The organism is Streptomyces sp. WAC 04229 (assembly GCF_003947455.1).
Lineage (GTDB): Bacteria > Actinomycetota > Actinomycetes > Streptomycetales > Streptomycetaceae > Streptomyces.
In genome coordinates, this window is record NZ_QHJH01000027.1 from 24819 (window position 1) to 50440 (window position 25622).

The window sequence follows — 25622 nt, forward strand, 5'->3', positions numbered from 1 at the left end:
ACGAAACACGGGACGAGGCGAAAACGCCCGTCCCGTGAGGCGCACGAAACCCGCCGACGGCCGGACAAGAACCGGCTCAGTCGGACTCGTCGGCCAGGGCGGCCGCAAGCGTGTCGTGCAGGGTGAAGACCGCCTCGGCCCCCGTGATCTCGAAGACACGGGCCACCACCGGCTGCATGGCCACCAGATGCACACCGCCCCCCGCCGCCTCCGCCTTCAGCCGCGCGCCGAGCAGGACGTTGAGTCCCGTGGAGTCGCAGAACTCCAGACGCGAGCAGTCGACGACAAGGCGGTTGAATCCCTTGGCGAGGCACTCCTCCAGCGGCTCACGCAACAGCTCGGCGGTGTGGTGATCCAACTCACCCGCCGGGGTCACGACGGCGCTGGGGCCCTCTTCCCGTACCTCGACCAGAAGCCGGCCCGACTGGGCACTGCCGACCGTCCCGCGGTCCATGCCGTTTCTCTCTCCCGAGGTCATGTCTGCTTGCTGACGACCTCGAACACTACGCCTTCCCCGCGCACTCCGACACCCGAACAACCGCACACAAACGGACATAAGCGTACAGAACACACTTGCGATCGCCTCGGTAAACCCGGTAGGCCTAGGTGGACACGTAAAACGACACGGCCGGCTTTGGAGGCGCCGCACACCGCAGTGCACGTCATTGGCTTCGGCAGCCGTATGCCGAGAACGATGGAGGACACCATGTCACCCCGGCTCGACGGATCGCGTACCCAAGAAGCGACGTCGACACTCCCTCCGGAACATCTGGATCCCATCGAGCACCCCGACGCCGTCGTCGACCACGACGGCGCACTCGCCGGGCTTCCGGACATCCCCGCGTACGACGAGGTCGCTCCGGCGGACGCCAGGGCCCTGTCCAAGACCCTCTTCGGGCGACTGGAGTCGCTGGAGGAAGGCACCCACGAGTACGCGTACGTACGCAACACGCTCGTCGAGCTGAACCTGGCCCTGGTCAAGTTCGCCGCCTCCCGCTTCCGCTCGCGCAGCGAGCCGATGGAGGACATCATCCAGGTCGGCACGATCGGCCTGATCAAGGCGATCGACCGCTTCGAGATGTCGCGCGGTGTGGAGTTCCCCACGTTCGCGATGCCGACCATCATCGGCGAGATCAAGCGCTTCTTCCGCGACACCTCGTGGTCCGTGCGCGTCCCCCGCCGCCTCCAGGAGCTGCGGCTCGACCTCGCCAAGGCCGGCGACGAGCTGGCCCAGCGGCTCGACCGCGCCCCCACCGTGGCCGAGCTGGCCGAGCACCTCGGCCTGACCCGGGACGAGGTCGTCGAGGGCATGGCGGCGTCGAACGCCTACACCGCCTCCTCGCTGGACGCCCAGCCGGAGGAGGACGACGCCGAGGGCGCGCTCGCCGACCGGATCGGCTACGAGGACCACGGGCTCGAGGGCATCGAGTACGTCGAGTCGCTGAAGCCGCTGATCGCCGAGCTGCCCGCCCGGGACCGGAAGATCCTCTCCCTCCGCTTCGTCGCGGGCATGACCCAGTCGGAGATCGGCGAGGAGCTGGGCATCTCCCAGATGCACGTGTCGCGGCTGCTGTCGCGCACGCTCGTGAAGCTGCGCAAGGGGCTCACGGTCGAGGAGTGATCCTCACCCGATGACGCTTGCCCTCCAGGGGGGTGGTCCGAGGCCGGGCCGCCCCCCTTCGGGCTGCTCAGACCACGCGTACGCCGCGCCGCCAGACCCCGCTGACCAGCGGCACGCCCGGCCGGTAGGCGAGGTGCACGTGGCTCGGGGCGTCGAGGAGCGTCAGGTCGGCGTACGCGCCCGGCGTGAGGCGGCCGACGTCGTCCCGGCGCAGGGCCGCGGCGCCGCCCGCGGTGGCCGACCAGACCGCCTCGTCCGGCGTCATCCCCATGTCCCGCACCGCGAGCGCGACGCAGAACGGCACGGAGGACGTGAAGGACGAGCCGGGGTTGCAGTCGGTGGACAGCGCGACCGTCACCCCCGCGTCGAGCAGGCGCCGGGCGTCCGGCCACTCGGCGCGGGTGGAGAACTCGGCGCCCGGCAGCAGCGTGGCGACCGTCCTGCTGCCCGCCAGCGCGTCCACGTCGGCGTCGGTGAGGTGGGTGCAGTGGTCGGCGCTGGCGGCGTCGAGCTCGACCGCGAGCTGGACGCCCGGGCCGTAGGAGAGCTGGTTGGCGTGGACGCGGGGGTGCAGGCCCCTGGCCCGGCCCGCGGTGAGGATCGCGCGGGCCTGGTCGCCGTCGAAGGCGCCCTTCTCGCAGAACACGTCGATCCAGCGGGCGTGCGGCGCGCAGGCGTCGAGCATCTCGCCGGTGACGAGGGCGACGTAGGCGGCGGGGTCGTCGGCGAGTTCGGGGGCGACGATGTGCGCGCCGAGGAAGGTGACCTCGTCGGTGTGGCGGGCGGCGACGCGCAGGGCGCGGGACTCGTCGGCGGTGGTCAGGCCGTAGCCGGACTTGGTCTCGAAGGTCGTGGTGCCCTGGCGCAGGGCCTCCGCGAGGTAGCGGGTGAGGCCCGCCTCCAGTTCCGCGTCGCTGGCGGCGCGGGTGGCGGCGACGGTGGTGCGGATGCCGCCGGCGCTGTAGGGGCGGCCGGACATGCGGGCGTTGAACTCCTCGGTGCGGTCGCCGCCGAAGAGGAGGTGCGAGTGCGAGTCGACGAAGCCGGGCAGGACCGCCCGGCCGCCGGCGTCGACCCGGTTGTCAGTGGCGGGTGCTTTGCTTGATTCACCGGTCCACGCGACGCGGTCGCCGTCGATGACGACGGCCGCGTCCCGGACCAGCCCGAGCGGGGAGTTGTCACCTAGGGAGGAATCGTTGGTGACGAGTGCGGCGATGTTGGTGATGACGGTGCTGGTACTCATGGCGTCGGTGGCGTCCTCGTGGGGGCGGTCGGTGGTCGGTTCTATGCGCGCAGGGCTTCCACGGCCCGTGCGAGGGACCGCGGGACCTCGGGTACGAGGGTGTGCTCCCCGTCGCGTACGACGTGCCGTCCGCCCACGACCGTGTGCCGTACGTCCGCTGCCGTCGCGGCGAATACGGCCGTCTCGGCGCCCAGCCTGGGCAGCGGTCCCGCCGTCCTGACCGAGTCGAGGGCGACCGTCGCGAGGTCGGCGCGGGCGCCGGTCTCGATCCGGCCGGTGTCGTCCCAGCCGAGCGCGGCGTGGCCGTCGGCGGTGGCGGCGCGCAGCAGGGCGGCGGCGGTCCAGTGGCCGCGGGTGCGGGTGCGCAGGCGCTCGTTCAGCTCCATGGCGCGCGCCTCCTCCAGCAGGTCGACGACGGCGTGGCTGTCGGAGCCGAGGGAGAGCGGTGAGCCCGCCCGCTGGAGGGCGGCGGCGGGGCCGATGCCGTCGGCGAGGTCCCGTTCCGTGGTGGGGCACATGCAGGTGCCGGTGCGGCTGCCGCCGAGCAGGGCGATGTCCTCGTCCGTGAGGTGGGTGCTGTGGACGCCGGTGGTGCGCTCCCCCAGCACGCCGTGGTCGGCCAGCAGGCGGGTGGGGGTGCGGCCGTGGGCCCGGTGGCAGGCGTCGTTCTCGGCGGTCTGCTCGGACAGGTGCACATGCAGCGGGGCCCGCCGCTCCCCGGCCCAGCGCGCCACGGTCTCCAGCTGGTCCGCGGGCACGGCCCGTACGGAGTGGATCGCGGCCCCGATCCGTGCGTGATCCCGTTCCTTGAGAAGTGAAGAGCGTTGCGCCCAGGCGTCCGCCGTCCCGTCGGAGAAGCGGCGCTGGTGGGTGTTCGGGGGCTCGCCGAAGCCGGCCGACAGGTAGCAGGTGTCCAGGAGGGTGATGCGGATGCCGGCCTCGGCGGCGGCCTCGATCAGCGCCTCGCCCATCGCGTTGGGGTCGGCGTAGGGGGTGCCGCCGGGCGTGTGGTGGACGTAGTGGAACTCGCCGACGGTGGTGATGCCGGCCAGCGCCATCTCGGCGTACACCGCGCGGGCCAGGTCGAGGTAGGTGTCCGGGTTCAGCCGGTCGGCGACGGAGTACATGACCTCGCGCCAGGTCCAGAAGGTGCCGGAGCCGACCTGGACGGTGCCGCGCAGGGCGCGGTGGAAGGCGTGGCTGTGGGCGTTGGCCAGGCCGGGCAGCGTCAGTCCGCGCAGGATCTCGGCGCCGGGGGGCGGGGCGGGGGTGTCCTGGCGGACGGCGGCGATGCGGCCGTCCGCCACCTCGACGGCGACGCCCGGCTCGACGTGGGTGCCGAGCCAGGCGTGCTCCAGCCAGTAGGTCCGGGTCCGCTCGGTGGGGGTCACGTGCAGGCCAGCCCTTCCAGTGCGTCGGCGAGTGCGTTCACCCCGGCCACGCAGTCGTCCTCGGCCGCGTACTCGGCCGGGGAGTGCGAGACGCCGGTGGGGTTGCGTACGAACAGCATGGCGGTCGGGATGCGGTCGGAGAGGATTCCGGCGTCGTGTCCGGCGCCGGTGCCGAGCACGGGGACCTTCAGCTCCGTCGCGCCGCCCAGGATGCGGGCGAGTTCGTCGCGCAGGGCGTGGTCGAACTCGACGACGGGCGTGAAGGACTCGCGGACGACGTCGAGGTCGGCTCCGTGGGCCGCGGCGTACTCGCGGGCCGCCCGCTCCACCCCGGTGACCACGGCGTCCAGGCTCTGCTGGTCGGCGGCGCGGGAGTCGAGCCAGCCGCGGACCAGGGACGGGATGGCGTTGACGCCGTTGGGCTCCACACTGACCTTGCCGAAGGTGGCGACCGCCCCCGCGAGTTCGGCCTCGCGGCGGGCGGCGAGGACGGTCTCGGCGTAGGACAGCATCGGGTCGCGGCGGTCGGCGAGGCGGGTGGTGCCGGCGTGGTTGGCCTCGCCCCGGAAGTCGAACCGCCAGCGTCCGTGCGGCCAGATGGCGGAGGCGATGCCGATCCGGTCACCGGACAGGTCGAGGGCGCGGCCCTGCTCGACGTGGAGTTCGACGTATGCGCCGATGCGGGCCAGCCGCTCGGGATCCGGGCCGAGGGCGTCCGGGTCGTAGCCGGCGTCCTCCATGGCCCGCGGGAGGGTGATGCCGTCCCCGTCGGTCAGCCGGTGGGCCTGCTCCACGGTGAGCGCCCCCGCGGTGAGCCGGGAGCCGACGCAGGCCAGGCCGAAGCGGGCGCCCTCCTCGTCCCCGAAGTTGACGATGCCGAGCGGCCTGGTGAACCGCGCTCCCCTCCCGCGCAGTTCGTCCAGGGCGGCGAAGGCGGAGACGACACCGAGGGGCCCGTCGAAGGCGCCGCCGTCGGGCACGGAGTCCAGGTGGGACCCGGTGACGACGGCGTCCCCGGCGGCCGGGTCACCGAGCCAGGCCCACTGGTTGCCGTTGCGGTCGGTCTCGTAGGCCAGTCCGCGTGCCTCGGCCTGCTCCTGGAACCAGGTGCGGCAGTCGGCGTCGGCGCCCGTCCAGGCGTAGCGGCGGTAGCCGCCGGTGGCGGAGCTGCGGCCGATCGGCAGCAGCTCCGCCCACATGCTGTGGAAGCTCACGCCGCCCCACCCTCGCGGCCCTCGCGCATCGGCACCCGCACGCCCCGCTCCCCGGCGACCGACTCGGCGATGTCGTACCCGGCGTCGACGTGCCGGATGACGCCCATGCCGGGGTCGTTGGTGAGGACGCGGCGGATCTTCTCCCCGGCGAGTGCGGTGCCGTCGGCGACCGTCACCTGGCCGGCGTGGATGGAGCGGCCCATGCCGACGCCGCCGCCGTGGTGGAGGGAGACCCAGGAGGCGCCGGAGGCCACGTTGACCATGGCGTTGAGCAGCGGCCAGTCGGCGATGGCGTCGGAGCCGTCGAGCATCGACTCGGTCTCGCGGTACGGGGAGGCGACGGAGCCGCAGTCGAGGTGGTCGCGGCCGATGACGATCGGCGCGGCCAGCTCACCGCTCGCGACCATGTCGTTGAAGCGCTCACCGGCCTTGTCGCGCTCGCCGTAGCCGAGCCAGCAGATCCGGGCGGGCAGGCCCTGGAAGTGGACCCGCTCCCCCGCCATCTTGATCCAGCGGGCCAGGGACTCGTTCTCCGGGAAGAGGTCGAGGATCGCCTTGTCGGTCTTGGCGATGTCGGCGGGGTCGCCGGAGAGGGCGGCCCAGCGGAAGGGGCCCTTGCCCTCGCAGAAGAGGGGGCGGATGTAGGCGGGGACGAAGCCGGGGAAGGCGAAGGCCCGGTCGTATCCGGCGAGCTGGGCCTCGCCGCGGATGGAGTTGCCGTAGTCGAAGACCTCGGCGCCGGCGTCCTGGAAGCCGACCATGGCCTCGACGTGCCGGGCCATGGACTCGCGGGCGCGGGTGGTGAAGCCCGCCGGGTCCTTGAGGGCGGCGTCGGCCATGTCCTCGAAGGCGATGCCGGTGGGCAGGTAGGCCAGCGGGTCGTGGGCCGAGGTCTGGTCGGTGACGATGTCGATGGGGGCGCCCATGGCGAGCAGTTGCGGGACCAGCTCGGCGGCGTTGCCGAGGACACCGATGGACAGCGGCTTGCGCTGGTCCCGGGCCTCGGTGGCCAGCTGGAGGGCGTGGTCGAGGGAGTCGGCCCTGACGTCGAGGTAGCGGTGCTCGATGCGGCGGTCGATGGCGCGCGGGTCGCAGTCGACGCAGATCACGACGCCGTCGTTCATGGTGACGGCGAGGGGCTGGGCGCCGCCCATGCCGCCGAGGCCGGCGGTGAGGGTGATGGTCCCGGCGAGGGTGCCGCCGAACTTCTTGGCCGCGACGGCGGCGAAGGTCTCGTAGGTGCCCTGGAGGATGCCCTGGGTGCCGATGTAGATCCAGGAGCCGGCCGTCATCTGCCCGTACATGGTCAGACCGAGGGCCTCCAGGCGGCGGAACTCCTCCCAGTTGGCCCAGTCGCCGACGAGGTTGGAGTTGGCGATGAGCACGCGCGGGGCCCACTCGTGGGTCTGCATGACACCGACCGGGCGGCCGGACTGGACGAGCATCGTCTCGTCCTGCTTGAGCTTCTCCAGGGTGCGGACCATGGCGTCGAAGGAGCGCCAGTCGCGGGCCGCCTTGCCCGTGCCGCCGTAGACGACGAGCTTGTCGGGGTGCTCGGCGACCTCGGGGTCGAGATTGTTCTGCAGCATCCGCAGGGCGGCCTCCTGCTGCCATCCCAGGGCACTCGGCGTGGTCCCGCGTGGTGCTCGGACGGGGCGGGGTCCGGACATGGTGTGCCTCCTGGTGGCTTGCTCCCGGCGGATTGTTACTACGGATATTCACATACTCGCTTCGTGAATAGAACTAGTCAATACGTTCGTGTCCCGCGCCGGGCGCGTGCGAGTGTTTGGCTGGATGCAAAGGCAGGCTGCGACGACAGGGAGGATCGCGTGAGCGACGGCACGGGCATGAACGGTGACCTCGACGGCACGGGGACGGAGCGGGCCGCGCGGCGGGACGGGGCGGTGCGGGCCGCGGTGGAGCAGGGGCTGCTCGGGCCGGACGTTCCGCTCGTCGGGCTCCTCGACGTCGCCGGGATCCGGGAGTCGGCGGCGGCCCTGCGGGCGGCGTTCGACGCGGTGACGGCGCCCGGTACGCCCGTGCTGCACGCCTTCGCGGTCAAGGCGACCCCGCTGGTCCCGGTGTTGCGGCTGCTGCACGAGGAGGGCATCGGCGTGGAGGTGGCCAGCCCCGGCGAGCTGGCGCTGGCCCGGGCCGCGGGGGTGCCGGCGGAGCGGACGGTGCTGGACTCGCCCGCGAAGACGCCGGAGGAGCTGCGGGAGGCGCTGGAGCTGGGGATCGCGGTCAACGCGGACAACCCCCAGGAGCTGGAGCGCCTCGACGCCCTGGTGAAGGCGCTGCCCGACACCGCCTCACCCCTCGGGATACGGGTGAATCCGCAGGTCGGCGGGGGCTCCATCGAGGCCCTCTCGACGGCGACCGCGACCTCGAAGTTCGGCGTGGCGCTGCGGGACGAGGGGGCGCGGGAGTGGGTGGTGCAGGCGTACCTGGACCGGCCTTGGCTGACCCGGTTGCACACCCACACCGGGTCCCAGGGCATCCCGCTCACCCTGATGGCCGAGGGCGTGGCGGCTTCGTACGCCCTCGCCGAGGAGATCAACGAGCGGGCCGGGCGGCAGCAGGTCGACACCCTGGACATCGGCGGCGGGCTGCCGGTGAACTTCGCGTCGGACGAGGAGTCGCCGACGTACGCCGAGTACGCGCGCGTGCTGCGCGAGGCGGTGCCGGGGCTGTTCGACGGCCGGTACGGGCTGGTCACCGAGTTCGGGCGGTCCCTGCTCGCCAAGCACGGCACGGTCGTGGCGCGCGTGGAGTACGCCAAGAGCGCGGGCGGGCGGCCGGTCGCGGTGACGCACGCGGGCGTGCAGGTCGCGACGCGGACGGTGTACGCGCCGGGGGCGTGGCCACTGCGGATCGCCGCGTACGACGGCAAGGGGCTGCCGAAGGAGGGGCCCGACGTGGTCCAGGACGTGGCGGGGCCGGCGTGCTTCGCGGGCGACCTGCTGGCCGTGGGGCGGGCGATGCCGTTGCTGGCGCAGGGGGACTACGCGGCGGCACTGGACACGGGGGCGTACTACTTCGCGCATCACTACGCGTACAACTCGCTGGCGCGGCCCGGAGTGTACGGGTTCGTCTCCGACGGGGGCGGGGGTGTCTCCTTCGCCACCGTGCGGGAGGAGCAGCGCGTCGAGGAGATCGTGGCCGAGGCGGGTGGGGGTCACGCCGACGCGCTGACCGTCGCCGTTCGCCGTGGGGGTGCCGGCCGTTCGTAGGCCGGGTACTCGTCGCGGCCGGGTATTCGTCGCGGCCGGGCGCGCCCACGCGGCGGAGCCGCGTGAGGTCACCGCCCCGCGCCCCTGACGAGACCGTCAGACCGGTGCCGGGGCCTTGCGCCGCGCGCCGCCCGGGGCCGCGTCGCCCGCCGCGATGCCCGTGCTGCGGTAGGCCTTGACCGTCTTGCCCGCCGGGCGGCCGGTGCTGTCGGCGAGCCAGTCCACGCGGACCCACAGCAGGGCGTCGCCGGACTGTTCGCGGCGGCCGATCCAGGCGGACTTGAGCCACAGGCCCGCGCCGCAGCCGGCCATCAGCAGTCCGCCCGCGGCGGGCGCGGCGAAGGCGCTGCCCAGGGCGGCGAGGAAGGCGAGTAGCAGCCACCAGCGGTGGCCCCGGCGCCAGTTGCGCAGGGTCACCGCGCGGTCCTGGAGTACGTCGTGCCTGCCCGCGCGGGCGGCCGATACGGCCAGGGCCGTGTAGCGCCCGCGCCGCGTCCACGCCACGACGGCCGCCGCGACGATGAACAGCGCGGCACCGGCCAGTACGCCGATCCGGCGCCCGGTCAGCCCCGGCACCAGCGCGCCGGCGCCCGCCGCGAGAAGGCCCAGCCACCACAGCGGTGCGGCTCCCGCCCGTACGACCACGGCGACCCGAGCCAGCCCCACCTGTCCTCCGCGCGCCACGTCCTGCCTCCCGTCCCGTTTCTGCCCGTGCGATACGCCTGAAGGGCGTGTCAGGCGCCGCACTGTAACGGGGCAAGCTGAGACGAGTCTGAGAACGCGTCCGCCGTGGATCACTCCACGAACAGCCCCCGCGCCGCGGCCTTGGTGTCGAACTCCTCCAGCCGCGCCTGCGCGTCGGGCAGGTCGTCGCACATCGCCTCGAGCAGCACCCGGCCCAGGAGCATCGGCGCGCAGGCCGTGTCGAAGGCGAGGCCCGTGCCGACGGCGGCGGGCAGCAGCAGGTCGGACACCTTGGCGACCGGCGCGAAGGCGGAGTCGGCGACCGTCACCACCATGAGCCCGGCCTCCTTGGCGTGGGTGAGCGCGTCGACGACCTCGCGCGGATGCCGGGGCAGGGCGAAGCAGAGCAGGGCGGTCGCGCCGGCCCGGACGGCGGCGTCGACGCGGTCGTGGAGCATCGTGCCGCCCTCGTTGAGCAGCCGGACGTCCGGGTGGACCTTCGCGGCGAAGTAGGCGAAGCCGTGCGCCTGGGCCGCGGCGGCCCGCAGTCCGAGCACCGGCAGCGGCCGGCTCCCGGCGAGCATGCGGCCCGCCTCCGCCACCGGCCCGGGGTCGGCCAGCACCTCCGCCAGGTGCCGCAGGTTCTCGATCTCGGCGGCGACCGCCTGCTGGTACTCGTTGCGGGAGGCGGCTCCGGTGTCCGGTTCCGCCGGGGCGACCTCGCGCAGGTGGCGGCGGAGTGCCGGGTAGCCGTCGAAGCCGAGCGCGACGGCGAAGCGGGTCACCGACGGCTGGCTGACCCCGGCCAGTTCGGCCAGCTCGACGCTCGACAGGAAGGGCACCTCGGGCGCCCGGCGCACCATGCTGTGGGCGATGCGCCGCTGGGTCGGCGTCAGCCGGTGTCCCTCGAAGAGCGCCTGGAGCCGTGCGGCCGGGCTGTCCGCCCCGCCCGTCCCCCCACTCGCGCCGGCCCCGCTGGTCCCGCTCATGGCCTGCTCCCCCTAGGTCTATTCACGTCGCCCGGTCACTGCATACCGTTATACATCCAGGCGCCGGAGGGCACGATGCCGAGCGCGACGGGACAGAGGGAACGGGACGACGGATGACCGAGTTGTGGAACGCCGGCACCCCCAAGCTGGTGGAGCTGCCCTCGGGCCGCAGGCTCAGGGGCCGCGGCCTGAGGTACGACCTGCCGGAGGGGCAGAAGCCGACGTTCACCGTGCACCTGACGGATCACGAGCCGCCCAGCCCGCCGTGGGAGTCGGTCTGGGTGCCCTGGCGGGACTTCTGGCTCCCCGCCGACCCGATGGACGCCATGCGCAAGCTCCGCGACGCCTACGAGCGCGCGCCGGGCGAACGCGTGGAGGTCTGCTGCGGGGGCGGCGTCGGCCGGACCGGTACCGCGCTGTCCGCGATGTGCGTCTTCGAGGGCATGGACCCCAAGGAGGCGGTCACGTGGGTGCGGCGCAACTACCACTCCCGTGCCGTCGAGGTGCCCTGGCAGCGGCGCTTCGTCCGCCAGGTCCACGCCGCGAGCACCGGCGGAAGCGGGCGGGCGTGACCTCGTCCGTCCTCGCGGACCCCTGCGGGACATCCCCCACCGGATACGGGGGCTGTCCCCAGTGCCACCGCCTCCCCGGCCGCCTACCTTGAGTGACATGACGGGAATGGACGCGCGGGACGCCGACCTCAAGAAGGAACTTGACGCCACCCTGCAGACCCGCAGGGAGCTGGGCGAGGAGTACGAGTCCGCGCTGGTCGACTCGTTCCTGGAGAAGGTCGACCAGCGCATCGACGGCGCGGTGGAACGCAGGGTGCGCCGGCAGTTCGCCGAACAGCAGATGAGCACGGCCCGGGAGAGCCGGTCGCCGAGGCCCACGGACTCCTTCGGTGAGCGCTTCGGCTTCGGCATCGTCTCGCTGGTGCTCGCCGTCCCGCTGTCCGCGATCGGCGGCGGAGTCGCCGACCTCCCCGGTCTGCTGGTCGCCTGGGCGGGGATCGTCGGGGTGAACGTCGTGCAGGCCGCGCGCACCAACCCGGGCCTGTTCGGACGCCGCCGCACCCCTCGGGACGACGCCTGGGAGGACTGACGTAAGGGCCGTCGGAAGACTGCGCGGGGACCGCCGGCACCCCCATCACTGGGGGGCGGGACGACGGCGGTCCCCGCGGGGGACGCGCGGTGCCGGGCCTCACGGCCGGGGCGGCGCGTCCGTGGCGTCCTTGGAGGTCCGGGAGCCGCTCCGGAAGGTCCGTGACGCCGTTCGGCGCCGGCCGGACCGGGGAGCCGCTCCCAGTCCTGCCGACACCGCATACTCTGCCCGTCGCGTGTTAAGCGACTGCTGCGCGCACGTGACGTGCGCGTACCGCTTCCGCGAAGTCCACGAAGATCGCGGAGCGGGCCAAGTCGGCGGTGCCCTCCGGGGATTCACCCGGCGGACACCGCCGGTTCTACTTCCCGCGGGCGAGGAAGGACAGCAGGTCCTGACGGCTCACCACGCCGGTGGGCCTGCCCTCGACGAGGACGATCGCCGCGTCGGCGCGGCCGAGCACCGACATCAGGTCCTCGACCGGCTCGCCGGAGCCGACCTGCGGCAGCGGGGCGGACATGTGCTTCTCCAGCGGGTCGTCCAGCGAGGCGCGCTTGGTGAACAGGGCGTCCAGCAGCTCGCGTTCCACGACCGAGCCGACGACCTCGGCGGCCATCACGTCCGGGTGGCCGGCGCCGGGCTTGACGATGGGCATCTGCGAGACGCCGTACTCGCGCAGCACCTCGATGGCCTGACCGACCGTCTCGTCCGGGTGCATGTGGACGAGGGAGGGGATGGCGTCGCCCTCCTTGTGGTTCAGGACGTCGGCGACGCGGGCGCTGGGGCCGGCGTCCTCCAGGAAGCCGTAGTCGGCCATCCACTCGTCGTTGAAGATCTTGCTGAGGTAGCCGCGCCCGCTGTCCGGCAGCAGTACGACCACCACGTCGTCCTCGCCGAGCCGCTCCGCCACCTCGAGCGCCGCGACGACCGCCATGCCGCAGGAGCCGCCCACCAGCAGGCCCTCCTCCTTGGCGAGGCGGCGGGTCATCTGGAAGGAGTCCTTGTCGGAGACGGGGACGATCTCGTCCGCGACGTTCCGGTCGTACGCGGTCGGCCAGAAGTCCTCGCCGACACCCTCGACGAGGTACGGCCGTCCGGAACCGCCGGAGTAGACCGAGCCCTCGGGGTCGGCGCCGATCACCTGCACGGCGCCGTCGCTGATCTCCTTCAGGTACCGGCCGGTGCCGGAGATGGTGCCGCCGGTGCCGACGCCGGTCACGAAGTGGGTGATCTTGCCGGCGGTCTGCTCCCACAGCTCGGGGCCCGTGGAGTGGTAGTGGGAGAGCGGGTTGTGCGGGTTGGAGTACTGGTCCGGCTTCCAGGCGCCCGGCGTCTCACGGACCAGCCGGTCGGAGACGTTGTAGTAGGAGTCCGGGTGCTCGGGGTCGACCGCGGTCGGGCAGACGACGACCTCGGCGCCGTACGCGCGCAGGACGTTGATCTTGTCGGTGGACACCTTGTCAGGGCAGACGAAGATGCACTTGTAGCCCTTCTGCTGGGCCACGATCGCGAGGCCCACGCCGGTGTTGCCGCTGGTGGGCTCGACGATGGTGCCGCCGGGCTGCAGCTCTCCGCTCTTCTCGGCGGCCTCGATCATGCGCAGGGCGATGCGGTCCTTCACCGAGCCGCCCGGGTTGAAGTACTCCACCTTGGCCAGGACGGTAGCCCTCAGGCCCTTGGTCACGCTGTTGAGCCGCACCAGCGGGGTGTTGCCGACGAGGCTGATCATCGAGTCGTGGAAATGCACCGTGGTCTCCGGATGCCGCAAAGGATGGGTCTTTTATCGGGTCCGGCCAGCCTATGGCCTGCCCGGCCCGTGCACCCGCCCGTGCCACGTGACGGTCGTTCACTCCCCGTTGAGATTGGGCGACCGTCCGTACGGGGCAAGGAGTGGGTGTACGGCTTGACGGAGGTGGCGGCGACGTATGACGAGCATGTCCAGAGCGAGGGTGGCGCGGCGGATCGCGACGGGAGCGGCCTACGGAGGCGGCGGCATCGGGCTGGCCGGTGCGGCCGCGGTCGGTCTGCTGCTGGCGGAGGTGCAGCTGGCCAGGCGCCGGGTGGGCATCGGCACGCCCGACCGGGTACCGAACGCGCAGGGGCTGTACGGGGACGGCCTGCCGACGGCCGGTGCGCCGCCGCTGCGCCTGATGATGCTGGGCGATTCCACGGCCGCCGGGCAGGGCGTGCACCGGGCCGGCCAGACACCGGGCGCGCTGCTGGCCTCGGGGCTGGCGGCGGTGGCCGAGCGGCCGGTGGACCTGGGTTCGGTCGCGGCGCCCGGGGCGTGTTCTGACGACCTGGACCGGCAGGTGGCGCTGGTGCTCGCGGATCACGGCCGGGTGCCCGACATCTGCGTGATCATGATCGGCGCCAATGACGTCACCCACCGGATGCCGGCGACCCAGTCGGTCCGGCACCTGTCGGCGGCGGTACGGCGGCTGCGCACGGCCGGCGCGGAGGTGGTGGTCGGCACCTGCCCGGATCTGGGCACGATCGAGCGGGTGCGGCAGCCGCTGCGCTGGGTGGCCCGGCGCACCTCGCGGCAGCTGGCTGCGGCGCAGACCATCGGCGTCGTGGAGCAGGGCGGGCGCACGGTGTCGCTGGGCGACCTGCTGGGCCCGGAGTTCGCGGAGAACCCGCGGGAGCTGTTCGGCCCCGACAACTACCACCCCTCCGCCGAGGGGTACGCCACGGCCGCGATGGCCGTCCTGCCGTCGGTGTGCGCCGCGCTCGGCCTGTGGCCGGCCGAGGAGGAGCATCCCGACGCCCTGCGCCGCGAGGGCTTCCTGCCGGTGGCCCGGGCGGCGGCGGAAGCGGCGTCCGAGGCCGGCACGGAGGTCGCGGCGGCGATGCCGACGGGGCCCCGGGGACCGTGGGCACTGCTCAAGCGCCGCCGGCGCCGCAGGGTGTCGGAGACGGAGCCGGCACCGTCGGCACAGCCGAGGTAGGGCCGGGGGGACGCTCACCGGCACTCGCGGGGTGCCGCTGCGCCCACCCTCCCCCACTCTCGGCTTCGCTCGAGCGGGGGGACCCCCATCGCCCCGGCGGCACGACTGCCCGCAGCGGCGGCCAGGCAAAAGCAAGCGCTTAGAAAGTTGCGGTCCATGTCACACCCCCACACCCGTGACCCAGGCCATACGTCCGGGTAACTTCCCCAGCAGCCGCCCACCGCCTCTCCACTGGAGCCGTGATGCCCGAAGCCGTGATCGTTTCTGCCGCCCGCTCCCCCATCGGCCGCGCTTTCAAGGGCTCCCTGAAGGATCTGCGCCCCGACGACCTGGCCGCCACGATCATCCAGGCCGCGCTCGCCAAGGTTCCGGAACTGGACCCCCGGGACATCGACGACCTGATGCTCGGCTGCGGCCTGCCCGGCGGCGAGCAGGGCAACAACCTCGGCCGGATCGTCGCCGTCGAGATGGGCATGGACCACCTGCCGGGCTGCACCGTCACCCGGTACTGCTCCTCGTCCCTGCAGACCTCCCGCATGGCCCTGCACGCCATCAAGGCCGGCGAGGGCGACGTCTTCATCTCGGCCGGCGTCGAGATGGTCTCCCGGTTCGCCAAGGGCAACTCCGACAGCCTGCCGGACACGCGCAATCCGCTCTTCGCCGAGGCGGAGGCCCGTACCGCCGCCGTCGCCGAGCAGGAGGGCACCACCTGGCACGACCCGCGCGAGGACGGCCTGATCCCCGACCCGTACATCGCGATGGGCCAGACCGCCGAGAACCTCGCCCGCTCCAAGGGCGTCACCCGGCAGGACATGGACGAGTTCGGCGTCCGCTCCCAGAACCTCGCCGAGGAAGCCATCAAGAACGGCTTCTGGGAGCGCGAGATCACCCCGGTGACCCTCCCCGACGGCACCGTCGTCGCCAAGGACGACGGCCCCCGCGCCGGCGTCACCCTGGAGGGCGTCCAGGGCCTGAAGCCGGTGTTCCGCCCCGACGGGCTGGTCACCGCCGGCAACTGCTGCCCGCTCAACGACGGCGCCGCCGCCCTCGTGATCATGAGCGACACCAAGGCTCGTGAGCTGGGTCTGACCCCGCTCGCCCGCATCGTCTCCACCGGCGTCTCCGGCCTCTCCCCCGAGATCATGGGCCTGGGCCCGGTCGAGGCCAGCAAGCAGGCCCTGTCCCGCGCCGGGCTGAGCATCGGCGACATCGACCTGGTCGAGATCAACGAGGCGTTCGCCGCGCAGGTCATCCCCTCCTACCGCGACCTCGGCATCCCGCTGGAGAAGCTGAACGTCAACGGCGGTGCCATCGCCGTCGGCCACCCCTTCGGCATGACCGGCGCCCGCATCACCGGCACGCTCATCAACTCCCTCCAGTGGCACGACAAGCAGTTCGGCCTGGAGACGATGTGCGTCGGCGGCGGCCAGGGCATGGCGATGGTCATCGAGCGCCTGAGCTGACGGCCGTACCGGGCGGATGACTGAAGGACTGTCAGTAGCGCCCGGGGGACCCTGCGTGACGCCACGGCCCGGGACCCTGTGACCACAGGGTTCTGGGCCGTTTTGTGACCCAATCTCCCCCAGGATGTGACCTACCTCTCCCGTCCCCTTGATTTACGCAGGTCAGACCAACCACACCCCTCCCCTCCGGGCCCAAAGTCCTGTCCGTTTCGTGACGTTACGCACTGACAGGCGGATAGTCCTCCCTTCAAGCTGATGTAGGAAGTCGGGGGTCGACTTTGAACCGGGAGTACGTCAGTGAGCGCCATGCCGATCGCCCTGCTGCTCACCACGGCCGCCACCGGCGCCGTGGGCGTCGCCGTCCTGCGCAGCATTCTGGTGCTGCGCCGGCAGGTGACCGCCCTGCGCGCCGAGCTGGCCGAGAGCCGGGCCACCGCAACGCGGGGCCGCGTGCCGGCCGCCCGCACCACCGCCGACGCCGAGGAGATACGCGCCGCCGTCGCGGAGGCGCTCGCCGAGGAGCGCGAGCGGGAACTCGCCGAGGCGAGGGCCTTCTGGGCCGCCCAGGAGTCGCGGGACGCGTCCGACGCACCACTGCTGCTCGGGCTGACCGACAGTGAGCTGTTCCTGCCCCGCCAGGCCGACCTCGTGGGCCTGGAGCCCGTGATCGAGCCGGTCGCGGAGAGCGACGAGCCGTCCGCGCAGGACCTCGCCGGACCGAGGGACTCGGCCGAGCTGGCCGCCGCGCGCCGCCGGCACCCCTCGCACCCCGACTTCGTACCGAACCCGGCGCCGGCCGTGAACGACCACGAGCGGACCGTCGCCACCCTGGAGGGGCTGGCCGAGTCGGGTGTCACGCTCGCGGACGTCCGTCCGGGGCCGCTGGGCACGCTCGACGTGTACGTCTTCTCCGACGGCACCACCCTGTGCATGACCCCGGGCCACCGCGAGACCGCGGAGCGCCTGGCGGACGCGCTGGGCGCCGGCCAGACGCCGTACCTCCTCGGCGGCTCGGGGATCTCCGGCGCCTACACGCTGACCTTCGCGTGCGGCGAGGAGAACGTGTACATCCTGGCGGACCGGGTCATCGCGTCCCTGTAGTCCCGGCACACAGGACCCCGCCGCACCGAGTCCCTAGACCCCGGCCCGCTTGCGGGCCTCCTCCACCAGCCCCGCCGCTTCTTCCACCTGGCCCTCGTCCGTCAGCACGAGGGCCAAGTCGTGTGCGGCGACGGCGATCTGGTCGGCGGCCGCGAACATGCCCGCGTCGGGCATCAGACGGGGCTCGGCCCCCGGCTCCTCGATCAGCTGGGCGCGCCGGGCCAGCTCCCTGGCCAGCTCCAGCGCCTCGGCGGCGGCACCGCGTTGGAGCCTGCTCTGCGGGGCGGCCCGCAGCCGGTCGGCGAAGTCGTCCACGGCACGGGTCAAAGGCGTCGTATCAACCACGGCGCGAGCGTACGCGGCCGTCCGGGACTGTTGCCAACGGGCGAACACTCGGGCACGGTGACCTGAAGGACCGGCTTACATCCCCTTTCGCCCGGAGGCGCCGATGTCCCAAGTCTTCTCCGAGGAGACCCATCGCAATCTGCTCGCCCGCATTCCCCAGTGCACCGGTCGTGAGATCTCCGACTGGCTGCGTGCCGTCGAGGACGGCCCCTCCCTTTTCCGCTTCGAGGAGAAGGTCAGCTGGCTCCGCCACGAACACAACCTCGCGTACGGCCACGCGAAGGCCATCGTCCACGAGTACGACCTGAGAAGGGCCGCGCGCAAACTGCTCTGAGCGGGCACGCCGGCACCACACGACGAAGGGCCCCGGGCTTGGAGCCCGGGGCCCTTCACTTGTCACACCGACGGCGGTGTCCGCTAGTCGTTGCTGTTCAAGATCGCGATGAGTCGCAGGAACTCGAGGTAGATCCAGACCAGCGTCAGCGTCAGGCCGAAGGCCGCGAGCCAGGCCTCCTCGCGCGGCGCACCGTAGGCGAGCCCGTCCTCGACCTGCTTGAAGTCCAGGGCGAGGAAGCAGGCGCCGAGGATGACGCCGATGATGCCGAAGACGACACCGAGCGCACCGCTGCGGAAGCCGAGGCCGTCGCCGCCGCCGAAGACGGCGAACAGCAGGTTCACCATCATCAGGAAGACGAAGCCGAGCGCCGCCGCCATCACGAAGCCGTAGAAGCGGCGGTTGACGCGGATCCAGCCGGCCTTGTAGGCGATCAGCACACCGGCGAAGACCGCCATCGTGCCGATCACGGCCTGCATGGCCGCGCCGTCCGCGATGCGGTTGTCGACGACGCTGGAGACGACGCCGAGGAAGACACCCTCGAACGCCGCGTACGACAGGATCAGCGCGGGCGAGGCCTTGCGCTTGAAGGACTGGACGAGCGCCAGGACCATGCCGATCAGGGCGGCACCGATACCGATGCCGTACGAGCGGCCGATGTTGGCGTCGTCCACGGGCAGCAGCGCCCACGCGAGCGCGGCGGTCACCACGAGCACGCCGAGCGTGCTGCCGGTGCGGATGACGACGTCGTCCATCGTCATCCGGCCGGTGGTGGCCGGCGCCTGCGGCGGCGTGCCGTACTGAAGGTCCTGCTGGGCGTACGGGTTCTGCGCGTACGGGTTGCCGGCGGGCTGGGCGTACGGGTTGCCCTGCGTGCCCTGCGCGTACGGGTTGCCCTGCGTGGCGACGGCGGGTCCCCCGGCCTGCGGCGCGGCGTTGAAGCCCGCGTAGCCGTTGTCGCGGCTGAACCCCCGTCGCGAGAAGACCGGGTTTCTGCTCCTCATTTCACTCCTCCATGGCCACACGGCGCAGCCTTGGCTCAAGAGTAATAGAACGGCAAAGGAATGACCCTACTGCTTGGGGAGGATCTTTCCCTCGCTCTGGCGCACAACACGCTACGCCGATCAGTGATTCCCCTCACGGCCGGGGCCTCGCGGGGACGTCCGGGGCCACTCACCCGATCGGGAACCCGGTGTAGGCCTCGGCGAGGTCGGCCTCGGCGGCGCGGGAGGAGGCGATCCGGTCCAGGCGGGCCACCTGGAGGCGGTCCTCGAAGGGCGTGGCGGCCGGGTCGCGGTGCAGCAGGGTCGTCATGTCGTACGAGAACCGCTCGGCCTGCCAGACGCGGCGCAGGCAGGTGGCGGAGTAGGCGTCGAGCAGCGCGTCGGAGCCGGTCCCGGCCCGGTGGACCAGCGCCCGCGCGAGGGTGACGACGTCGCCGACGGCGAGGTTGAGGCCCTTGGCGCCGGTGGGCGGCACGATGTGCGCGGCGTCGCCGGCCAGGAAGAGGCGGCCGTGCCGCATGGGCTCGTGGACGTAGGAGCGCATGGGAGTGACGGACTTCTGGGTGATGGGGCCGCGGCGCAGCGTCCAGTCGTCGTCGGTCTCGAAGCGGCGCTCCAGCTCGGCCCAGATCGCGTCGTCGCTCCAGCTGTCGGCGTCCGTGTCCGCGGGGACCTGGAGGTAGAGGCGGGAGACGGACGGGGAGCGCATGGACAGCAGGGCGAAGCCGCGGTCGTGGCGGGCGTAGATGAGCTCGTCGTGGGAGGGGGCGACGTCGGCGAGGATGCCGAGCCACCCGAAGGGGTACGTGCGTTCGAAGGTGCGGCCGCCTGGGACCGCCGTCCGGGCGATGCCCCAGAAGCCGTCGCAGCCGACGACGTAGTCGCACTCCAGGACGTCCTCCGCCCCCCCGGCGCCGTCGGCGCCGCCGTGCCGGAAGCGGATGCGCGGGCGGTCGGTCTCGGCGCCCTCCACGGCCAGCGCCTCGGCCTCGAAGAGCAGCGGCCCGCCGTCCTCCAGCTGGAGGGCGATGAGGTCCTTGCAGACCTCGGTCTGGGCGTAGACCATGACGGACCTGCCGCCGGTGAGCGCGGGGAAGTCCACACGGTGGCGCCGCCGGCCGAAGCGCAGCTCGATGCCGTCGTGGCGCAGCCCCTCGCGGTCCATCCGCTCCCCCGCCCCGGCCGCGCGCAGCACGTCCACCGTGCCCTGCTCCAGGATCCCGGCGCGCTGCCTGCGCTCGACGTAGGCGCGGTCGCAGCCCTCCAGGACGACCGAGTCGATACCGGCGTTGTGGAGCAGCCGGGCCAGCAGGAGTCCGGCGGGGCCGGCCCCGATGATGCCGACGGTGGTGCGCATCGGTCGTCCCTTCGTCGCGTCGCCTTGTTCGCATGGTGAAGTTTCCTTCACTGCATACCGGGGGGAGTTTCCGACCACACGCATGCCGCTGTCAACGGTTCGAGGGGATCGGAAGCCTGCGGAACTGAAGGGAAGCGTCGGAAGTGCCCGGAGCCGGACTTGAACCGGCACGCCCTCGAAGGGGCAGCGAGGTTTAAGCTCGCCGTGTCTGCATTCCACCATCCGGGCAGGCCATGGGCTCCGCGTCGAGTGCCTTGAGCCTATCGGGACACACCTCCCGAACCGTGGGCGGGAGGTGCGATGTTGTCTTATTTTATTGGCGCCTGAGGGTCCATCAGTTCCTGGTTCAGGCCATCAGTACTCGCCAACAGCCTCACGGGCGGTGGCCCGCGGCGCACGTGGAATGACGGGAATTCACCGTCCCGGTGAGGGCGCCCGCCCCGTTCCGCCGTCGGGGTCGGCCGTCATCCGCAGGTATGACACCGCCGCCGTCCGTCCGACCGAAGTCGCCCCCCGAAACCGGAACAGCGGCTGACTACACGGCGCCGTCCGGGCGGAACGATGGGAGACGTCCCCGAGCACACGCCGTACCGACAGGAGCGCCCTTCCCGTGACCACCGCACCCATCGCCGACCGGTCCACCGTCGTGGCCGCACGCGCCACGGAGCTGTCCAAGATCTACGGCCAGGGTGAGACCCAGGTGGTCGCCCTGGACCGGGTCTCCATCGACTTCCGGCAGGCCGAGCTGACCGCCATCATGGGCCCCTCCGGCTCCGGCAAGTCCACGCTGATGCACTGCGTGGCCGGCCTCGACACCTTCTCCTCCGGCTCCGTGCGCATCGGCGAGACCGAACTGGGGACGCTGAAGGACAAGCAGCTGACCAAGTTGCGCCGGGACAAGATCGGCTTCATCTTCCAGGCGTTCAACCTGCTGCCGACGCTGACCGCGCTGGAGAACATCACCCTCCCGATGGACATCGCGGGCCGCAAGCCGGACAAGCAGTGGGTGGACTCCGTGATCCAGATGGTCGGCCTCTCCGGCCGGCTCGGTCACCGCCCCGCCCAGCTCTCCGGCGGCCAGCAGCAGCGGGTCGCCGTGGCCCGGGCGCTGGCCTCCCGGCCGGAGATCATCTTCGGTGACGAGCCGACCGGAAACCTCGACTCCCGCTCCGGCGCCGAGGTGCTCGGCTTCCTGCGCAACTCGGTGCGGGAGCTGGGCCAGACCGTCGTGATGGTGACCCACGACCCGGTGGCCGCGGCCTACGCGGACCGGGTGGTCTTCCTCGCCGACGGACGCATCGTCGACGAGCTGTACGGGCCGACGGCCGACGCGGTGCTGGACCGCATGAAGCGGTTCGACGCCAAGGGCCGCACCAGCTGACGTTCCCGTCCGCGCCCCGTCCGCCCCACCCCGTACCCCGTACGCCCGTACGTCTGGACAGAGAAGACCCCCATGTTCCGTACCGCCTTGCGCAACGTCTTCGCGCACAAGGCCAGGTTGTTGATGACCGTGCTCGCCGTGATGCTCGGCGTGGCGTTCGTGTCGGGCACCCTGGTCTTCGCCGACACCCTCTCCAACGCCTTCCGCAACCAGTCGGCGAAGAGCTACGACGACGTCGCCGTCGCCGTCAGCTCGCACGCCGACCCGGACAACCCCAAGGAGGAGCCCGGCCTCTCCGGCGAGGTCCTCGACAAGATCTCCGCCGCGGACGGCGTCGCCGGAGTGTACGGCCGCGTCGAGGGCTTCGCCGGGGTCGCCGACCCCGACGGGAAGCTCATCGGCGTCGGCTGGTCCAACAAGGGCTCCAACTTCGCGCCCGGCAAGGACGGCAAGGACGCCGCGTACACGTTCACCGACGGCTCCGGCCCGGTGAAGGACGACCAGATCGCCCTGGACGAGGAGTCCGCAGGCAAGGGCGAGTACAAGGTCGGCGACCGGGTGCGCGTGGCGACCAACGGCCCGGTGAAGGAGTACACCCTCAGCGGTGTGTTCACCACCGAGGACGGCGCCGTCAACGCCGGCGGCAGCCTCGTCCTCTTCGACACCGCCGTCGCCCAGCAGCAGTACCTCCGGCCCGGCTACTTCGAGAGCGCCACCGTCGCCGCCGCCCCCGGCGCCGACGACACGCGGGTCCTGAAGGCGGTCGAGCCGCTGCTGCCGGAGAACGCCGAGGCGCAGACGGGCCAGGCGCTCGCGGACGAGCAGGCCGACCAGATCGAACAGGGCATGGGCAACCTCAAGCAGGTCCTGCTCGGCTTCGCGGGCATCGCGCTCTTCGTCGGCATCTTCCTGATCTCCAACACGTTCACGATGCTGGTCGCCCAGCGCACCAAGGAAATCGCCCTGATGCGTGCCGTCGGCGCGTCCCGCAGGCAGATCACCCGCTCGGTGCTCGCCGAGGCCGCGCTGGTGGGTCTGGTGGCCTCGGCCGTCGGCTTCGCCCTCGGCGTCGGTCTGGCCGTCGGACTGCGCTCGGGCATGGCCGCGTTCGACATGAAGATGCCGGCCGGTCCGCTGGTCCTGTCCGCCACTCCGGTGGTCGCGGCGTTCGCGGTGGGCGTGCTGATCACGGTGTTCGCCGCCTGGCTGCCGGGCCGCCGGGCCGCGAAGATCCCGCCGGTGGCGGCCATGAACAGCGTCCACGCGGTGGCCACCACCAAGTCGCTGGTGCTGCGCAACTCCATCGGTGCGGCCGTCACCGCCCTGGGTGCGGTGGGGATCGTGGCGGGCGCCTCGACCGGCGGCGACGACGGCCGGCTGTACATCGGCGCGGGCGCGTTCCTGGCGCTGATCGGCGTGATCGTCCTCATCCCGCTGCTGTCCCGGCCCGTGATCGCACTCGTCCGTCCGCTGCTCGTCGGGCCGTTCGGGGTGGCGGGCAAGCTGGCCGGCCAGAACGCGGTCCGCAACCCGCGCCGTACCGGCGCCACCGCCTCGGCGCTGGCGATCGGACTGACGCTGGTGACCGCCCTGTCGGTGCTCGGCGTCACGGTCGGCGCGGCCATCGACAAGATGACCACGGACAACATCAGGGCCGACTACATGATCTCGATGGCCAACGGAGGCGACCTCGACCGGTCCGCGCTGACGGCCCTGGAGAAGGCCGACGGTGTGTCCGCGGTCTCGCCGCAGCAGGACGCCTACTTCCGGGTCGACGGCGACTTCGTGTCCGCCTCGGCGGTCACCCCGGGCGACATCGAGAAGGTCCTGACCGTCGACACCGTCAGCGGCAACGCGGGCTCGCTCGCCCAGGGCCGGATCGCGGTCGCCGAGAAGACGGCCGAGAGCCGGGGCTGGAAGCCCGGCGACACGGTCTCCGTCACCTTCGACGACGACGAGAAGGCGAAGCTGACGGTCGGCGCCGTCTACAAGGACAGCGAGTTCCTCTCCCCCGTCCTCGTGGACCGGAAGGTCGTGGCGGGGCACGAGGCCAAGCCGTCCATCCGGCAGATCTTCGTGAAGACCGACGGCGGTCAGTCGGCGGCGAACGAGAAGGTCCTCGTCGACGCGCTCGGCGACAACCCCGCGATCACCGTGATGGACCGGCAGGACATCCGCGACGAGTTCGGCGGCGCCATCAACACCCTGCTGAACGTCATGTACGGCCTGCTGGCGATGGCCCTGATCATCGCGGTGCTCGGTGTCGTCAACACCCTCGCGATGTCCGTCTTCGAACGGCAGCAGGAGATCGGCATGCTGCGCGCGATCGGTCTGGACCGGCGCCGGGTGAAGCGGATGGTGCGGCTGGAGGCCGTCGTCATCTCGGTGTTCGGCGCGGTGGTCGGCATCGGTCTCGGCACGTTCCTCGGCTGGGCGATCGGCGAGACCGTCGCGGACAGCATCCCGGGGTACGCGCTGGTCCTGCCCTGGGGCCGGATCGGGATCTTCGTGGTGCTGGCCGCTCTGGTGGGTGTCCTGGCCGCCATGTGGCCGGCCCGCAACGCCGCCCGGCTGAACATGCTGAACGCGATCAAGGCCGAGTGACCTCGCCGCGACGCGGCACACCGAAGGGCCGGGCTCCCCGCACGGGGGCCCGGCCCTTCGGGGCGTGACGGATCAGGATCGGCCCGGCGCGCCCCAGACGCGGGCGCGCAGCGGCATCCCGGAGTCGCCCGAGGCGGGCGTCTTCACGGCGAGGACCTGGTTGACGCCGATGCGGTTGCGCTCGAAGGCGAGCGCGGAGGCGGCCATGTACAGCCGCCAGACGCGGGCGCGGCCGGGGCTGACCAGCTTCAGGGCCGACGTCCACTCGGCCTCCAGGTTGGCGACCCAGCGGCGCAGGGTGAACGCGTAGTGCTCCCGGATCGCCTCCACGTCGCGGACCTCGAACCCGGCCCGCTCCAGTTGCGTGACCGTGGTGCCGACGGGGGCGAGTTCGCCGTCGGGGAAGACGTAGGCGTCGATGAACTCGTCGACCTGGTAGGCGGACTCGTCCCGCTGGGGGCGGCGGGCGATCTGGTGGTTCAGCAGCCGTCCGCCGGGCTTGAGGAGCCGGTGCAGGTCGGTGGCGTACTCCAGATAGCGCTCGGCGCCGACGTGCTCGGCCATGCCGATGGACGAGATGGCGTCGTACGGCCCGTCGGACACGTCCCGGTAGTCCTGGACGCGGATCTCCACGCGGTCGGTGAGGCCCTCGTCGGCGACGCGCTTGCGGGCGTACACCGCCTGTTCCTGGGAGAGCGTCACACCGACGACGCTCACCCCGTGCTCGCGGGCCGCGTGGATCGCCATGGACCCCCAGCCGCAGCCGACGTCGAGGAGGCGCTGATTGGGGCTCAGGCCGAGCTTGCGACTGACGAGTTCGAGCTTGTCGCGCTGGGCGTCCTCCAGGGTGCCGCCCTCGGCCGGAGGGGCCGGCCAGTAGGCGCAGGAGTACACCATGGACGGGCCGAGGACGAGTTCGTAGAAGTCGTTGCCCACGTCGTAGTGGTGGCTGATGGCCCGTCTGTCGCTGCGCTTGGTGTGCAGGTGGCCGCGGGCCCGGCGGATCTCCTCCGGCGGCGGTGCGGGCGGCAGCGGCGGCCCGGCGAGCCGCACCAGTCCGCGTACGGCGGCCCGGACCTCGGGGTCGCGCAGCGCCTCGGCCAGGCCGCGGGCGTCCTCGCCCCGCTCCCAGACGAGTCCGGCCATCGCTTCGAGGACGGTGTAGAGGTCCCCGTCGACGTCGAGGTCGCCGGCCACCCAGGCACGGGCCAGGCCGAGTTCACCCGGCTTGAACAGCAGGCGGCGCAGGGCCCTGCGGTTGCGGACGACGAGGGTCGGCGCACCCGGCGGGCCCGCCTCAGAACCGTCCCAGGCGCGGATGCGCACCCTCAGGGGTGCTCCCAGCAACTGTTCGAAGAGGTTCTGCAGCCGCAGCGCGGCGTCAGCCATGGCGTACCTCCGTGACGTGCGATCCCGGAATGTCCAACACCACGTAAACACCTGGGAGCCCGCCGCACAGTCCCCGGCACGCGTTACGACTCGGCAAAATACTTGTACACACCACGGAATCCCCGTTCCGCCGGAGCAACGCGAAGGGGCCGCCCGCACCACGGATGGCGGGCGGCCCCTTCGGGGTACCGCGGGTACTACCGACGCTCGGGAGCCGGGG

General features: G+C 72.2%; 22 protein-coding genes and 1 tRNA gene. 10 read left to right on the forward strand and 13 right to left on the reverse strand.

All coding sequences use genetic code 11. The features are described 5' to 3' along the window. Positions 1-76 precede the first annotated feature (76 nt). Positions 77-454, reverse strand: a complete 378-nt coding sequence (locus DMH12_RS10770) for an STAS domain-containing protein (protein ID WP_125491375.1) — start codon at positions 452-454, stop codon at positions 77-79. A gap of 240 nt (positions 455-694) precedes the next feature. On the opposite strand from DMH12_RS10770, the gene DMH12_RS10775 reads away from it, so the two are divergent. Continuing rightward, entirely contained in the window at positions 695-1621 is a 927-nt protein-coding gene (locus tag DMH12_RS10775; protein ID WP_185832245.1) for an RNA polymerase sigma factor SigF, read from the forward strand. Between the two features lie 67 nt (positions 1622-1688). On the opposite strand, the gene hutI is transcribed toward DMH12_RS10775, so the two are convergent. The 4 genes from hutI to hutU are packed head-to-tail and all read right to left on the reverse strand — an operon-like array spanning position 1689 to position 7139. After that, the gene (hutI, locus tag DMH12_RS10780) at positions 1689-2864 is read right to left on the reverse strand and encodes an imidazolonepropionase (protein WP_125491343.1); all 1176 of its coding nucleotides are present in this window, start codon (positions 2862-2864) and stop codon (positions 1689-1691) included. Between the two features lie 41 nt (positions 2865-2905). After that, positions 2906-4255, reverse strand: coding sequence for a formimidoylglutamate deiminase (locus DMH12_RS10785; RefSeq protein ID WP_125491344.1), 1350 nt, complete (start codon positions 4253-4255; stop codon positions 2906-2908). Beyond that, the gene (locus DMH12_RS10790) at positions 4252-5469 is read right to left on the reverse strand and encodes an allantoate amidohydrolase (protein ID WP_125491345.1); all 1218 of its coding nucleotides are present in this window, start codon (positions 5467-5469) and stop codon (positions 4252-4254) included. The genes DMH12_RS10785 and DMH12_RS10790 overlap by 4 nt, the downstream gene beginning before the upstream one ends. Continuing rightward, positions 5466-7139 (reverse strand): urocanate hydratase, encoded by a 1674-nt coding sequence (gene hutU / locus DMH12_RS10795; RefSeq protein WP_125491346.1) that lies wholly within the window; start codon positions 7137-7139, stop codon positions 5466-5468. The genes DMH12_RS10790 and hutU overlap by 4 nt, the downstream gene beginning before the upstream one ends. Positions 7140-7316: 177 nt before the next feature. On the opposite strand from hutU, the gene DMH12_RS10800 reads away from it, so the two are divergent. Beyond that, positions 7317-8702, forward strand: a complete 1386-nt coding sequence (locus DMH12_RS10800) for a diaminopimelate decarboxylase (RefSeq protein WP_125491376.1) — start codon at positions 7317-7319, stop codon at positions 8700-8702. Positions 8703-8798: 96 nt separating this feature from the next. Here the strand turns inward: DMH12_RS10800 and DMH12_RS10805 are convergent, their stop codons facing one another. Together DMH12_RS10805 and DMH12_RS10810 are read right to left on the reverse strand one after the other, a co-directional pair. Then, entirely contained in the window at positions 8799-9386 is a 588-nt protein-coding gene (locus tag DMH12_RS10805; RefSeq protein ID WP_125491347.1) for a hypothetical protein, read from the reverse strand. 110 nt (positions 9387-9496) lie between these two features. Beyond that, on the reverse strand, positions 9497-10375 hold the full coding sequence (locus DMH12_RS10810) for a MurR/RpiR family transcriptional regulator (protein ID WP_125491348.1): 879 nt from the start codon (positions 10373-10375) through the stop codon (positions 9497-9499). Positions 10376-10488: 113 nt separating this feature from the next. Between DMH12_RS10810 and DMH12_RS10815 the strand changes: the two genes are divergently transcribed. Beyond that, positions 10489-10947 (forward strand): protein-tyrosine phosphatase family protein, encoded by a 459-nt coding sequence (locus DMH12_RS10815; RefSeq protein WP_125491349.1) that lies wholly within the window; start codon positions 10489-10491, stop codon positions 10945-10947. A gap of 106 nt (positions 10948-11053) precedes the next feature. Beyond that, a complete protein-coding gene (locus DMH12_RS10820) occupies positions 11054-11476 on the forward strand; it encodes a hypothetical protein (protein WP_185832246.1) in 423 nt (140 codons plus the stop codon). Between the two features lie 358 nt (positions 11477-11834). Here DMH12_RS10820 and DMH12_RS10825 read toward each other — a convergent pair whose 3' ends face one another. Next, positions 11835-13220 carry a cystathionine beta-synthase gene (locus DMH12_RS10825; protein WP_125491351.1) on the reverse strand — a complete coding sequence of 462 codons (1386 nt, stop codon included), beginning with the start codon at positions 13218-13220 and terminating at the stop codon, positions 11835-11837. A gap of 178 nt (positions 13221-13398) precedes the next feature. Between DMH12_RS10825 and DMH12_RS10830 the strand changes: the two genes are divergently transcribed. The 3 genes from DMH12_RS10830 to DMH12_RS10840 all read left to right on the forward strand — a co-directional run bounded on the left by DMH12_RS10830 (position 13399) and on the right by DMH12_RS10840 (position 16988). Beyond that, on the forward strand, positions 13399-14424 hold the full coding sequence (locus DMH12_RS10830; RefSeq protein ID WP_125491352.1) for an SGNH/GDSL hydrolase family protein: 1026 nt from the start codon (positions 13399-13401) through the stop codon (positions 14422-14424). 242 nt (positions 14425-14666) lie between these two features. Beyond that, positions 14667-15887, forward strand: a complete 1221-nt coding sequence (locus DMH12_RS10835; protein ID WP_125491353.1) for an acetyl-CoA C-acetyltransferase — start codon at positions 14667-14669, stop codon at positions 15885-15887. 297 nt (positions 15888-16184) lie between these two features. Next, positions 16185-16988, forward strand: a complete 804-nt coding sequence (locus DMH12_RS10840; protein WP_125491354.1) for a hypothetical protein — start codon at positions 16185-16187, stop codon at positions 16986-16988. 33 nt (positions 16989-17021) lie between these two features. Here DMH12_RS10840 and DMH12_RS10845 read toward each other — a convergent pair whose 3' ends face one another. Further along, positions 17022-17333: a hypothetical protein gene (locus tag DMH12_RS10845; protein ID WP_234961090.1), complete on the reverse strand. Its 312-nt coding sequence runs from the start codon at positions 17331-17333 to the stop codon at positions 17022-17024. Positions 17334-17436: 103 nt separating this feature from the next. Here DMH12_RS10845 and DMH12_RS10850 point away from each other — a divergent pair, with 103 nt between their 5' ends. Then, complete coding sequence (locus DMH12_RS10850) at positions 17437-17667, forward strand: DUF4287 domain-containing protein (RefSeq protein ID WP_125491355.1); 231 nt, start codon at positions 17437-17439, stop codon at positions 17665-17667. Positions 17668-17750: 83 nt separating this feature from the next. Here DMH12_RS10850 and DMH12_RS10855 read toward each other — a convergent pair whose 3' ends face one another. The 3 genes from DMH12_RS10855 to DMH12_RS10865 form a co-directional block, all read right to left on the reverse strand. Beyond that, the gene (locus DMH12_RS10855; RefSeq protein ID WP_125491356.1) at positions 17751-18671 is read right to left on the reverse strand and encodes a Bax inhibitor-1/YccA family protein; all 921 of its coding nucleotides are present in this window, start codon (positions 18669-18671) and stop codon (positions 17751-17753) included. A gap of 169 nt (positions 18672-18840) precedes the next feature. Further along, a complete protein-coding gene (locus DMH12_RS10860) occupies positions 18841-20028 on the reverse strand; it encodes a 4-hydroxybenzoate 3-monooxygenase (RefSeq protein ID WP_125491357.1) in 1188 nt (395 codons plus the stop codon). Between the two features lie 144 nt (positions 20029-20172). Next, positions 20173-20256, reverse strand: a tRNA-Leu gene (locus DMH12_RS10865). A 382-nt stretch (positions 20257-20638) separates the two neighbouring features. Between DMH12_RS10865 and DMH12_RS10875 the strand changes: the two genes are divergently transcribed. After that, complete coding sequence (locus DMH12_RS10875) at positions 20639-21409, forward strand: ABC transporter ATP-binding protein (protein WP_125491358.1); 771 nt, start codon at positions 20639-20641, stop codon at positions 21407-21409. Between the two features lie 72 nt (positions 21410-21481). Beyond that, on the forward strand, positions 21482-24013 hold the full coding sequence (locus tag DMH12_RS10880) for an ABC transporter permease (RefSeq protein WP_125491359.1): 2532 nt from the start codon (positions 21482-21484) through the stop codon (positions 24011-24013). Positions 24014-24085: 72 nt separating this feature from the next. Here DMH12_RS10880 and DMH12_RS10885 read toward each other — a convergent pair whose 3' ends face one another. Beyond that, complete coding sequence (locus DMH12_RS10885) at positions 24086-25402, reverse strand: cyclopropane-fatty-acyl-phospholipid synthase family protein (RefSeq protein ID WP_125491360.1); 1317 nt, start codon at positions 25400-25402, stop codon at positions 24086-24088. Between the last annotated feature and the right edge of the window lie 220 nt (positions 25403-25622).